The sequence below is a fragment of the Brevibacterium linens ATCC 9172 genome (assembly GCF_900169165.1).
GTDB lineage: Bacteria > Actinomycetota > Actinomycetes > Actinomycetales > Brevibacteriaceae > Brevibacterium > Brevibacterium linens.
In genome coordinates, this window is the sequence record NZ_FXYY01000032.1 from 1 (window position 1) to 12,325 (window position 12,325).

The following is a 12,325-nucleotide window of genomic DNA, read 5'->3' on the forward strand; positions in this document are numbered from 1 at the left end:
GTAGCTAAGCCCATTCGCGCTGATGGTACTGCAACTTGGTGGTTGTGGGAGAGTAAGTGACTGCCGCAATGTTTTTTAAGGTGATGGCCTCGTCCAGTGTTTGGGCGGGGCCATCACTGTATTCACGGATGGGGTGTGTTGTCCGTGCTTATTGCTACCTGGCGGGGGCCCAGCAACCTCGCGCGGGGTTGCTGCGCCCCCGCCAGGTAGTAATAGGGAGGTGGGGAATGTCTTTTGGAATGGTCCGGAGATCCCTACTTCGGATCAAGTCGTTTTGTCACTAATCTGATTACCATGATGACGCAAGACACTGCGATACAGGAACAATCAACAGACCAGTCAGCTCAGTCGGTTCGGCCACGGTCCCGATGGGTCGGGATCCTTTGGGCCCTCCATTGGGTGCTCCGGATGGGGCTGGCGGTGTCTCTCCTGCCCTACGCCTGGACGAAGATCTTTCACGTTCAGATGGGTTACGCCGACTACGCCGATGCACTTGTCCAATACGGCGAGATGAGCCCCATGGGACTGCTGTGGCGCTTCATGGCGTTCTCCCCGACCGTGCAGTTTCTGGCAGGCCTTGCTGAGCTGATCGCCGTCATCCTGCTGCTCTTCCGGCGCTCAGCCTGGCTCGGTGCACTCATCGCTGCTCTGGACATGAGCGTCGTCTTCCTGCTCAACCTGACGTTCGACGTGCCGGTCAAGCAACTGTCCGGAGCGATGGCGCTGGTGGGTCTCATCCTTCTCATCCCCAATGTGCCTCGAGTCGTGCGATTCGCACTCGGGCGCAGCGTCGGACCTGCAGTCAGCGGCCTCATCTGGCGCAACCGGATCTTCGTCCAGATCACTCGCTGGGTATCCCCGATACTCGCCATCGTCATCATCATCGGCAGCGGTCTGGCAATCGGTATCAGCCTGAGGTGGGGCAGCCCTGGGACTCCGGAGGAGATCTCAGGTGTCTACACTGTCACGGCGTCAAGCAAGACGACCCCGATCGACGGCACCGACCACACGACCGCGGACATCACTCAGATCGCGTTCGGGCAGATCGGGTCCCGCAGCGGCAAGAGAATGAGCGTGCGGTACTCCGATGGTGACTTCCAGGACGGCGTCTACAGCGTCGACGGTCAATCGATCACAGTGGAGCTCTTTCCGGTCCGGAAAGGTGCTCAGGCGCCCGTTCGCGGTCCTTCCGGCACCGTCGAATTTCGGTACTCGACGACCGAGGATGGGGAGTTCTCCCTGCGGACAGAAGACTCGGAACTGACACTGCACAACGATGACGAGCGACGTTTCCTCTTCGACCGCGGCTTCCGATGGGGTCCCGAGGCACCCGTGAATCGCTGAAGGGCGATGAATGATTTGGGGCCCCGCCGATCGGCAGGGCCCCAAATCATCTGTCCATGATCCGGCAGATCAAAAGCCGCTTCAGCGTCCGAACAACTTCGAGAACAGCCCTTTCTTCTTCGGCTTGGCCTCCTTGCTCGGTTCTTCCTCGGCAGAAGTCTCTGCCTGCGCAGGCTCGACAGGGTGGTCTCCACGCGGTCGTTCGTCTTCCGGCTGCTGCTGTCCGCGTGCGGCATCCGAAACCTCCGCGGCAGGCTCTGCGGCTTCGTCGACCCGAGCCTCGGCCGCCGGGGGAGGCTCCGCTGCCGGCTGCTCGTCCGGCACGGACTTCGTGGGTGCAGTTTCCTCTGTCTGAGCAGGCGCCGGAGTTGCCGGGGCCGTCTCAGACGGTGCGGCAGCGTCGTCCGCGGCGGAAGCGGAAGCCGAATCCGGCGTACGGGAGGCTGCGGCCGCCTCGGCGGGGGTGCCCGTGGATCCCCCGGCGGCGGCGAACTGGTCGGCGGCCTCACCTTCCAAGGGAGCGTTCAGATCGCAGTTGGAGATGCGACGCTCATCGTCGAAAGACAGGTCAGCGGAGCCGTCGGCGAACAGCATCCGCAGCCCACCATCGGGCAGCTCTGCCGTCGGAATGCCGCGTTTGACGACGTACGCCTCGACAGCCGCCCGGTGATCGGTCACCGTCGTCTGCGTCAGACCCTGCATGAGCGCGCGCACAGAGACCTTGACCTGCGGTGCGGGCAGGGCGACCTCGGCGGCATCGACGAGCAGCCATACCGTGGTCCCGGCACCGGCGGCGGCTGGATAGTGGGCCCACTTGTCGGTGGCCTCCTTCGACGCCAGGGTCAGGCGCAGTGCGAGCTCCTCATCGAGGGAGAGCTCCGGTGTCGTGAGCTCGGTGACATCTTCGGCGGCCCCGAACTTGCGCACCTCGTGGGAGAGCCCGACGACGGCATCGGGGAAGTCATTGACGTTCTCCCATCCCCACAGCCACGTCTTCTCCCTGCCTGACTCGGAACCGAGCAGATGTGGTCGGGCGCGCAGAACGCCACCGTCGGCCGACGTGAACGTCAGACGCGGGTCGGAGCTGAAGTCGACTTCCCACTCGGCGTCGGCGATGAGCGCACCGAAATGCGTCTGCACCTCCGTCGAGTAGAAGACGGCGCGATTGACCAGGTCCTGCAGAGTTGAGCTCATGGTTTCAAGCGTATGCGGGAGCGCCCGAGAATCGAGGAGGCACGCGGTGCGATGGCCGTGTCAGTGCCTCATGGTGGAGTAGATGTCTCAGCAGAACTGCCGGAATCATCGTCCGTACATATACCTCGGGGAGGAGAACTCATGTAAGGTAGTCTGTTGCGCTTCGCAACTCTCACGACTCTATTGTCAGCCTTTCTTCACTCAGGACGTTCAACGTGGCCTTACTCCGCCTGTCCCTGAAATACGCCAAAAACTACTGGCTCTTCATCATTCTGGTCGTCATCCTGCAGCTGGCCTCGACCATCGCAGCGCTGTACCTTCCCAGCCTCAACGCTCGGATCATCGACGAAGGCGTCGCCAAGGGCGATACCGACTTCATCTGGTCGACAGGCATGACGATGCTGCTCGTCTGCCTCGTGCAGGTCGTCACCGCGATCACCGCGATCTACTTCGGCGCCTGCACAGGGATGGGCGTCGGCCGCGACCTCCGCAGAGCGATCTACCGCCAGGTCGACGACCTGTCGATGCTCGAGGTCGGACGATTCGGCTCCGCCACCCTCATCACCCGCAACACCAACGACGTCCAACAGGTTCAGATGCTGGTGCTCATGACCCTGAACTTCATGGTCTCGACCCCGATCATGTGCATCGGCGGCATCATCATGGCCCTGCGAGAAGACGCCGGGCTGTCCTGGCTGGTGTGGGTGTCCGTGCCCGTCCTGTTCATCGTCGTCGCCATCCTCGTCTACCTCCTCATGCCGCTGTTCCGCCGCATGCAGGACCAGGTCGACGACATCAACGGCGTTCTGCGCGAACAGATCACCGGCATCCGCGTCATCCGCGCCTTCGTCCGCGAACCCTTTGAGACCGACCGGTACGCAGACGCCAACCGTGCCCTGACCGAAACCTCGGTCAAGGTCGGCAATCTGTTCGTGCTCATGTTCCCCGCCATCATGATGATCCTCCACCTCGCGACTGCAGCCGTCCTGTGGTTCGGCGGTCACCGCGTCGACGCCGGACAGATGGAAGTGGGATCGCTGACGGCGTTCCTGCAGTACCTGCTGCAGATCCTGGTGGCCGTGATGATGGGCGTATTCATGATGATGATGATTCCGCGCGCCGTCGTCTGCGCCGAACGCATCGCAGAGATCCTCGACACCCGCAGCACGATGACCATCCCCGCCGGTGTCACGGACCTGCCCGGACGTGGTGAGCTCGAATTCCGCAATGTCTCCTTCGGATATCCCGGCGCCGAGGTGCCTGTGCTGGAAGGACTGACCTTCACCGCCCAGCCCGGGACGACCACCGCGATCATCGGCTCGACCGGCTCCGGCAAGTCCACGATCGTCAACCTCATCCCCAGACTCATCGATCCGCAGGCAGGCGAGATCCTCATCGACGGGATCCCCGTCACCGAGTTCAACCGCCACCAGCTGGCACAGCTCATCGGTCTCGTCCCGCAGAAGCCGTATCTGTTCTCCGGCACGATCGCCTCGAACCTGCGCTTCGGAAACGAGGACGCCACCGATGACGAGCTGTGGGAGGCCCTGCGCATCGCTCAGGCCGACGACTTCGTCATCGAGAAGGAGGACCGGCTCTCAGAGCGCGTCGCCCAGGGAGGCACGAACTACTCCGGCGGGCAGCGTCAGCGTCTCTGCATCGCCAGAGCCCTGACGGTGAAGCCGCAGATCTATGTCTTCGACGATTCGTTCTCCGCCCTCGACGTCGCCACCGACGCACGGCTGCGGGCAGCCCTCGACGAATCGACGGGGGAGGCCACCGTCATCGTCGTCGCCCAACGCGTATCGACGATCCGGGACGCTGACCAGATCATCGTCCTCGAAGCAGGGAAGATCGTCGGCCGCGGCACCCATGACGAACTCGCCGAGGCGAACCCGACCTACCGCGAGATCATCGAATCCCAGCTGACCGCGGAAGAGGTGAACTGACATGGCCGACGACACCTCGACCGAGACCGTGGTGGCTGCGGAAGACGAGTACATTCCCAGCGGCGAGGAGCTGGAGATGAGCGGAGGCACACCTCCGCGCAAGGCCAAGCACTTCTGGCCCTCGGTCAAACGGCTGTTCGGACTCATGGCCAGCGAGAAGAAGGGCATGATCTACGTCGTCGGCCTCGTCGTCGGCTCCGTGGTCCTCACCGTCATCGCTCCCAAGGTCCTCGGCAAGGCGATGGACGTCGTCTACTCCGGAGTCATCGGTGCTGGGCTGCCCGCAGGTGCGAATATCGACGACATCATCGCCGGGGCCCGCGCCGAAGGCCGCGACGACTTCGCCGATATGCTCGCCACCGCCGAAGTGGTGCCCGGGCAGGGAATCGACTTCACCGCCCTCGGGCAGATCATCATCGCCGTCCTGCTCATGTACCTCGTGGCCTCGATGCTCATGTGGGCGCAGGGATACATCCTCAACGCCCTGGTCATGCGGGTCGTCTACCGACTGCGTGAGGACATCGAACGCAAGATCAACCGACTGCCGCTGCGCTACTTCGACACCCGGCAGCGCGGCGACGTGATGTCGCGAGTGACCAACGACGTCGACAACATCCAGCAGGCCCTGCAGCAGGCCTTCTCGCAGCTCGTGCAGTCGGCGCTGACGATCATCGGCATCGGCGTGATGATGTTCATCGTGTCCTGGCAGCTCGCGCTGCTGGCCCTCATCGCACTGCCGCTGTCGGCGATCATCGCCGGTGTCATCGGCACTCGGTCGCAGAAGCTGTTCAAGGCGCAGTGGAAGCACACCGGCGAGGTCAACGGGCACGTCGAAGAGTCGTTCTCCGGTCTCGACATCGTCAGGGCCTTCGGCCGTGATGAGGTCATGCTCGACGAGTTCGACCGTCGCAACGAATCGCTGTACAAGGCCTCAGCGGGAGCACAGTTCGTCTCCGGCATGATCATGCCCTCGATGCAGTTCGTGTCCTACCTCAGCTATGTCCTCATCGCCGTCGCCGGCGGCCTCAAGGTGGCAACGGGGCAGATGACGCTCGGTGATGCGACCGCGTTCATTCAGTATTCCCGTGAGTTCTCGCAGCCGATCTCCGAAATGGCCGGTGTCGCGAATATGCTCCAGTCCGGTGTCGCCTCGGCGGAGCGGACCTTCGAACTGCTCGACGCCGAGGAGGAGGATCCCGACGAGGTGCAGCGGGAACTGCCCCCGCGCACCTTGGGCAAGGTCGAGTTCTCCGAGGTGAGCTTCCGCTACGCTCCCGAGATTCCTCTCATCGAGAAGGTGTCCTTCACCGCAGAGCCGGGACATACGGTGGCGATCGTCGGACCCACCGGCGCCGGCAAGACCACCTTGGTCAATCTCGTGATGCGCTTCTACGAGATCACGGGCGGAACCATCTTCCTCGACGGCATCGACACCCGCGACCTCAGCCGTTCCGACCTCCGCTCGCATGTGGGCATGGTCCTTCAGGACGCCTGGCTGTATGAGGGCACGATCGCCGACAACATCCGCTACGGTCGGCTGGGTGCCACCGATGAGGAAGTCGTCGCCGCGGCCAAGGCGACGATGGTCGACCGGTTCGTGCGTCAGCTGCCCGACGGCTATGACACGGTCATCGATTCCGACAGTGGAAGCGTCTCGGCCGGTGAGCGACAGCTCATCACGATCGCCCGAGCCTTCCTCGCCGACCCCTCGCTGCTCATCCTCGATGAGGCGACCTCCTCGGTCGACACCCGCACCGAGGTTCTCGTGCAGCAGGCGATGGCGGCACTGCGGACCGATCGGACGTCGTTCGTCATCGCCCACAGGCTGTCGACGATCCGTGACGCTCACACCATCCTCGTGATGGAGGACGGTGCAATCGTCGAGCACGGCAATCATGAGCAGCTGCTTGCCGCACAAGGCACCTACTACCGGCTGTACATGTCGCAGTTCCGCGGGGAGGACGCCGAGGAGCAGTTCACCGCCGAGGTGCTCGCCGAGACCGAGGCCGAGTCCGGTGTGCAGAGCGACGAGGCTGCGGCCTCCGCCGGTGACAGGGCGGACGAGTCGGATGCCGACGGTGAAAGCACCGAGGCGCCAGCAGAGGAGGGGCCCTCGCCGCGGGCCTGACAGGACCGACCGGCCGCAGGGTCCCCGAGCTCGAGCTCGGGGACCCTGTCTCGCATTCACCGCAGAAATCAGACAATGAACGGACATCTGCATAACGATTTCTGCCTGGCTTATGCCGAAATCGACCCGAATGTGACATTGATCTTTCTGCTCTGCCGTGTGGATCTCCGAGCTCGATTCGAAGTTCCTGTGCAGGTGAGAGGACAGCAGCTGGAGCGAACACGAGGGGAGCCATGACCCGGGCGCGCGAACTGTATTGCGAAGTGATAACCATTCGGCACAACACCTCTATCACTTCTGTCATGACCTAAATGAACTAAAGTCGTGCGCACTCCTGTGCCTGCGTATGGTCCAAGCCATAACTGAAGACGGCAACCGGCCAGAACTCTGGAAGGACCATCATGAGACGCTTGGCAATGGCGGCAACATTCGCACTGGCACTCTCCATCGGAGGACTGAGTCCGGCGGTCGCGCTGGCCGACGACAACTCTGCAGCGGACGCAACGGTCGTACCGGCGACAGGAAACGGCGACGCAGAAACCCCGGGTCCGGAGGATCCTCCCGCAGGCCCCGGTGACGACGCTGGTCCCGGCACCGACGGCACACCTGCCGAACCCGGTGACGGGGAGGACTCGACTGATCCGGGCGGCGACGAGAACGCGGCCGATCCCGGTGACGGTGAAGAGGCGGCCGATCCTGGCGAAGGTTCGGGCGAACCGACCGAGGACTCAACCCCGATCGATGCCTCGTTCTCCCTCGACCGGTCGACGATGCCGGTCGACGAGGCAGCTGAAGCCATCCCCTACACGATCACCGGCCTCAAGGCAGGAGATACCGTCACCGCCGAACCGGGCGAGAACGGTTCCACCACCGTCGACAGCGACGGAACGTACAACGGTGAGCTCCGCGGCAACACCGCGCTCAAGGTCGGCGATGTCGTCGACGTCACCGTGGTCGTCGCCCGCGACGGGCAGGAGTCGAAGACCTTCACCGGCAGCGTGGAGATCACCGACAGCCACGATGACTCGGATGCGACCGTCAGCGTCGACCCGCAGAGCCAGACGATCGATTCCTACCTCGACAACGGTGTCGACATCACCGTGAGCAGCTGCGAACCGGGCGAAGAGGTGACAGTCACCATCGTCCGCAAGGGAGAGGACACGAACATCTGGGAAGAGACGAAGACCGCCGGCGACGACGGTTCGGTCTCGGCGTCCTTCATGCCCGGCACCGGTGGCGACGGCTGGATCGGCGACTTCGTGGTCAGCGCAGAATGCGGTGACATGACCGCAGAGACGACATACTCGGTCACTGAGAACGACGACGGAACCGATGCGGATCTCAGCGTCACTCCACAGAGCCAGAAGCTGGCCGACTTCCTCGAGAACGGCGTCAACATCACCCTCGTCAACTGTTACGTCGACTCCGAGGTGACGTTCCAGGTGAGCTCCGCGACAGACCCCGACACCGTGATCTGGGAAGAGACCCAAGACGCCGGTGAGGATACGGCCGGATCCGTACGGTTCGTCCCCGACGGTGACGGCGGCACCGGTTGGATCGGTGACTTCACCGTCGCAGCCACCTGCGGTGACAAGAGCGCCGAGACCACGTTCACGGTCACCGATGACGGCAGCGTCATCGACCCGACGCTCTCGATCAGTCCCGAACGAATCTCCGGAGTGGATTTCATCGACCGAGACAAGGGCGCACAGATGACGCTCACCGACTGCGCGGCGGACGCCGATGCGCATTTCGAGGTGTACTCGGGTGACAAGAGCGAGAAGCTCTACGAGCAGACGGCAACGGCTGATCAGGATGGCACAGCCGGAATCCAGGTCTATGGCCTCGGGGACGATCCCGCGTACTACGTCGGGACGTACCACGTCGTCGCCGCTTGTATGGACGTCAGCAGGTCAGGAAAGTTCGTCGTGACCGGTGGTGAATCCGGCGGCGGAAACGGAGGAGAGTCCGGCGAAGCCGGCGGATCCGCAGGCGGCTCGTCGATGCCGCGTACCGGTGCCGAACTCACCGGCCTGACGGCAGGCGCCCTGCTCATCCTCGGCGGTGGAGCAGCCATCGGACTGGCCCGCCGGAAGAATTGGAGCTGACAGCGGCCGGTGACCCGTCGGGTTGGTGACTGCACCCGGCCCGACGGTGACCAAGGTGGCGGCGAAAGCGACACAGCTCTCCGGCCACAACGGCTCAGGCCCCGAACTCGCAGAGAACCGAGTTCGGGGCCTGATGCATCTCCGAGCAAAGCCGGACCATGTTCCGGGGGCGGTCTCAGCCCTGGGCGACGAGTGTGCGCACGGCCGAGGAGAAGAACCCCTGACCGTCGACTCCACCGCCGGATTCGGGGCCGAAACCGGCCTCGACGGCGTGTTCGGGGTGCGGCATGAGACCGACGACGTTGCCTGCTTCGTTCGTGATTCCGGCGATGTCGCGCAGAGACCCGTTCGGGTTGAAGCCCTGGTAGCGGAAGACCACGCGTCCGGTCGACTCGAGCTCATCGAGCACCTCGTCGGTGGCGACGAACCCGCCCTCGCCGTTCTTCAGCGGAATGCGGATCGTCTCACCCCGCTCGTAGTCGCTCGTCCACGCGGTTTTCGCGTTCTCCACGACCAGGTCCTGGTCGCGGCAGATGAAGTGCTGGTGATCGTTGCGGATGAGGGCACCGGGCAGCAGACGGGACTCGCAGAGGATCTGGAAGCCGTTGCAGATGCCGAGCACCGGCATACCGGCATTCGCCGCAGCGACGACGGACTCCATGATCGGAGCGAATCCGGCGATCGCACCGCAGCGCAGGTAGTCACCGTAGGAGAATCCGCCCGGCAGGATGACGGCGTCGACTCCGGACAGAGTCGAATCCGCATGCCACAGGTTCACCGGGTTCGCACCGGCCAGGCGCACGGCTCGAGCCGCGTCACGGTCATCGAGCGTTCCGGGGAACGTGACGACTCCGACGGAGACGCCGGATTCGGCAGCTGAGGCGGTGGGATCAGCAGCGACAGCGGTCACGATGCGTCCTCGGCCACGCGGACGGCCACAACGTTTTCGATCACGGGGTTCGACAGAAGCTTCTCTGCGGCTTCGCGTGCCTGGGCGAGGACCTCCTCGGTGGCTTCGCCGTCGACCTCGAGTTCGAACCTCTTGCCCTGACGAACCTCACCGAACCCGGTGAAGCCCAGACGGGTCAGTCCGCCGGAGATCGCCTTGCCCTGCGGGTCAAGGATCTCGGGTTTGGGCATCACCTCAACGACGACACGTGCCATGCGTGTACTGCTCCTTTGTGAAAGTGTTCGGGAGTTCCTCCCGCGCTCACTCAGAGTCTACCAACCACGGCCGAATTCCCCGCCCGCGGTCCGGTCGCCGGACAGGCCGGAGCCCTCACGAGTCGAAGCCCATGCCCGCCGCATCGAGGACCTTGAGCAGGGGGCCGCGCCGACCCTCGTTCTCATCGGCCTTGATCAGCGCATTCGTCGTCAGCTTGATGCCCAACCAGGCCACGGGTTCGGGAGGGAACGGCAGGGGGAGCTTGCGCACCATCTCGAGCTCGGTCAGCTCGGTGTCCTCGCCGGAGAGCAGATCGAGCATGACCGTGCCGGCGAACCGGGAAGCGCCGACACCGAGCCCGGTGAACCCGGCAGCCATGGCGACCTTCTTCCCGTAGGCGCTGGTGAAGAACGAGAAGAACCGCGAGCAGGTGTCGATCGGTCCGCCCCATTTGTGAGTGAACTTCAGTCCGGCCAGCTGCGGAAAGGTCTCGAAGAAGTGCTCGGCGAGGGTCTCGAAGGTCTCGGGCCGCTGATCGTACTTCCACGACACCTTCCGCCCGAAGTGATAGACGGCGTCCCAGCCGCCGAAGAGGATCCGATTGTCCGCGGTCAGCCGGTAGTAGTGGAAGCGATTCGCGCAGTCGCCGATGCCCTGGCGGCCCTCCCACCCGATCGCGGCCATCTGCTCATCGGTCAGAGGCTCGGTCATCAGCGCATAGTCGTAGACGGGCACGGTGTGCAGACTCACCCGCTTGAGCAGGGACGGGAACACATTCGTCGCCAACGCCACCCGCTTCGCCGTGATCGTACTGCACTGAGCGGCCGCGCAGTCCTCGATCGTCTCCGCGGTCACGCGGGTCTGGACTCGCACGGTCGACGTCGCATCGCTGACATCGGTGACCTTCGTGCCCTCATAGACGTCGACCCCGAGTTCGCGGATGACGCGCAGCAGCTCCCAGCACAGCTTCGCCGGATTGACCAGCGCGACCTCGCGAGAATCCCACAGTGCACCCTTGTACGTCGGTGACTTGACGATCCCCGCGAGTTCCTGCTGGTCGAGGAAGACGAAACCGGAATCCGGATCGTGGGCCTCCCGCAGCTCGGCGACCTGGTAGTCCTCGGTGGCGACGTCGAGTTCGCCCGTGCGTTCGAACTCGACATCCATTCCGTACTTCGCCACCGCGGCTTCGACGGCGTCGAGGTTCTCCCGGCCCAGCTGCGCGAGCCGATCGTTCTCCTCCGGCAGGTGGGCTTGCCCGTTGTCGTAGCCGTGCGTGAGGCTGGCCGCGCAGAATCCGCCATTGCGCCCCGAGGCGGCCCACCCGATCGAGTTCGCCTCGACGAGCACGACCCGACGGTTCGGGTCCCGTTCCTTCGCCTGCAGCGCCGTCCACAGACCCGTGAACCCGCCGCCGACGACGAGGAGGTCGGTCTCGCGGTCCTCGACCAGCGGCGGCAGCGGCTGCGGGCGGAGGTCGGTATCGAGCCAGAACGGAATGGTCGAGGCGTCGGCCAATGCGGGGTGCACGTCCATGTCACTTCACTTTCTTCATGGTGCAGGCGGCAGCTCTCAGGCGGCCATGGTCTTGATGATCTCGGTGGCGTTGCCTCCGGCCTTGCGCAGGACGAACCCGACGAAGCCGAGGGCGGCGAGGGTGAGCACGAACATCACCGTCGACATCGCCGCGACCTCGGGGCGCAGAGCCACGCGGACGGCGGAGAAGATGTAGACCGGCCACGGGGTGTAGCCCGGCTGTTGGACGAAGCTCGACAGGATCGTGTTGTCGAGGCTGACGGTGAACGACATCAGGGCACCGGCGAGGATGCCGGGAGCCGCGATCGGCAGGGTGATGTCCTTGAACCGGTTCCACGGTGTCGCGCCGAGGTCGGCGGCGGCGTCCTCGAGCTGAGTGTCCATGCCGGCGAGTCGGGCCCTGATGATGAACGTCACGATCGCCATGGAGAACATCGCATGCGAGATGATGAGCCTGACCAGACCGTTGTTGAGTGGGGTGATGCCCCAGTCGACGCCGACGGTGACGAACCACGGCAGGAACGAGATGCCGTCGACGATCTCGGGCGTGACCAGGGTCAGACCGAGGATCGCGGTCAGTCCGAGCGTCCACCATGCGCCCCTTCGCGCCCTGGCCAGAGCGACCCCGCCGAGGGTGCCGAAGATCGTCGAGACGATGGCCGTGCCCACCGCTGCCTGCAGGCTCGTGACGATGGAGGAGACGATGATGTCGTTGTTGATGCCGCTGATGTAGGCGTGCAGGCCGAAACCGCGGAAGTTCGCGAGCACCTTGCCGTTGTTGAACGAATAGGCGATGATCACCGCGATCGGCACGAACAGGTAGACGAAGACGATGATGCCCCAGACGTGCAGAGCGATATCGGTCGGTGTCCGACGTGCGAACGTGTTCTTCTTCGGCATC

The 12,325-nt window shown here is 64.1% G+C and carries 9 protein-coding genes; 4 read left to right on the forward strand and 5 right to left on the reverse strand.

What is annotated here, in order from left to right; genetic code table 11:
* Positions 1-420 precede the first annotated feature (420 nt).
* Positions 421-1,344 (forward strand): DoxX family protein, encoded by a 924-nt coding sequence (locus BLIN9172_RS16000; protein WP_240812201.1) that lies wholly within the window; start codon positions 421-423, stop codon positions 1,342-1,344.
* A gap of 81 nt (positions 1,345-1,425) precedes the next feature.
* On the opposite strand, the gene BLIN9172_RS16005 is transcribed toward BLIN9172_RS16000, so the two are convergent.
* Positions 1,426-2,538 carry a DUF6882 domain-containing protein gene (locus BLIN9172_RS16005; RefSeq protein ID WP_101555941.1) on the reverse strand — a complete coding sequence of 371 codons (1,113 nt, stop codon included), beginning with the start codon at positions 2,536-2,538 and terminating at the stop codon, positions 1,426-1,428.
* 215 nt (positions 2,539-2,753) lie between these two features.
* On the opposite strand from BLIN9172_RS16005, the gene BLIN9172_RS16010 reads away from it, so the two are divergent.
* The 3 genes from BLIN9172_RS16010 (at position 2,754) to BLIN9172_RS16020 (ending at position 8,723) form a co-directional block, all read left to right on the forward strand.
* Positions 2,754-4,487, forward strand: a complete 1,734-nt coding sequence (locus BLIN9172_RS16010) for an ABC transporter ATP-binding protein (RefSeq protein WP_101555942.1) — start codon at positions 2,754-2,756, stop codon at positions 4,485-4,487.
* Position 4,488: 1 nt separating this feature from the next.
* Positions 4,489-6,615 (forward strand): ABC transporter ATP-binding protein, encoded by a 2,127-nt coding sequence (locus BLIN9172_RS16015; RefSeq protein WP_373270469.1) that lies wholly within the window; start codon positions 4,489-4,491, stop codon positions 6,613-6,615.
* 401 nt (positions 6,616-7,016) lie between these two features.
* Positions 7,017-8,723: a hypothetical protein gene (locus BLIN9172_RS16020; protein ID WP_145997986.1), complete on the forward strand. Its 1,707-nt coding sequence runs from the start codon at positions 7,017-7,019 to the stop codon at positions 8,721-8,723.
* A gap of 175 nt (positions 8,724-8,898) precedes the next feature.
* Here the strand turns inward: BLIN9172_RS16020 and purQ are convergent, their stop codons facing one another.
* The 4 genes from purQ to BLIN9172_RS16040 all read right to left on the reverse strand — a co-directional run bounded on the left by purQ (position 8,899) and on the right by BLIN9172_RS16040 (position 12,324).
* On the reverse strand, positions 8,899-9,633 hold the full coding sequence (gene purQ / locus BLIN9172_RS16025) for a phosphoribosylformylglycinamidine synthase subunit PurQ (RefSeq protein ID WP_101555944.1): 735 nt from the start codon (positions 9,631-9,633) through the stop codon (positions 8,899-8,901).
* A complete protein-coding gene (gene purS, locus BLIN9172_RS16030) occupies positions 9,630-9,887 on the reverse strand; it encodes a phosphoribosylformylglycinamidine synthase subunit PurS (protein ID WP_025780534.1) in 258 nt (85 codons plus the stop codon). Before purS ends, purQ begins: the two co-directional genes overlap by 4 nt.
* A gap of 115 nt (positions 9,888-10,002) precedes the next feature.
* Entirely contained in the window at positions 10,003-11,424 is a 1,422-nt protein-coding gene (locus BLIN9172_RS16035; RefSeq protein WP_101555945.1) for an NAD(P)/FAD-dependent oxidoreductase, read from the reverse strand.
* A 36-nt stretch (positions 11,425-11,460) separates the two neighbouring features.
* Positions 11,461-12,324, reverse strand: coding sequence for an ABC transporter permease (locus BLIN9172_RS16040; RefSeq protein ID WP_101555946.1), 864 nt, complete (start codon positions 12,322-12,324; stop codon positions 11,461-11,463).
* Between the last annotated feature and the right edge of the window lies 1 nt (position 12,325).

What these genes read in the sequence shown, in the direction of transcription:
- BLIN9172_RS16015 (WP_373270469.1), top strand. Translation starts at nt 4,489, where the DNA reads ATGGCCGACGACACCTCGACCGAGACCGTGGTGGCTGCGGAAGACGAG.
- purS (WP_025780534.1), bottom strand. Translation starts at nt 9,887, where the DNA reads ATGGCACGTGTCGTCGTTGAGGTGATGCCCAAACCCGAGATCCTTGAC.
- BLIN9172_RS16040 (WP_101555946.1), bottom strand. Translation starts at nt 12,324, where the DNA reads ATGCCGAAGAAGAACACGTTCGCACGTCGGACACCGACCGATATCGCT.
- BLIN9172_RS16035 (WP_101555945.1), bottom strand. Translation starts at nt 11,424, where the DNA reads ATGGACGTGCACCCCGCATTGGCCGACGCCTCGACCATTCCGTTCTGG.
- BLIN9172_RS16020 (WP_145997986.1), top strand. Translation starts at nt 7,017, where the DNA reads ATGAGACGCTTGGCAATGGCGGCAACATTCGCACTGGCACTCTCCATC.
- BLIN9172_RS16005 (WP_101555941.1), bottom strand. Translation starts at nt 2,538, where the DNA reads ATGAGCTCAACTCTGCAGGACCTGGTCAATCGCGCCGTCTTCTACTCG.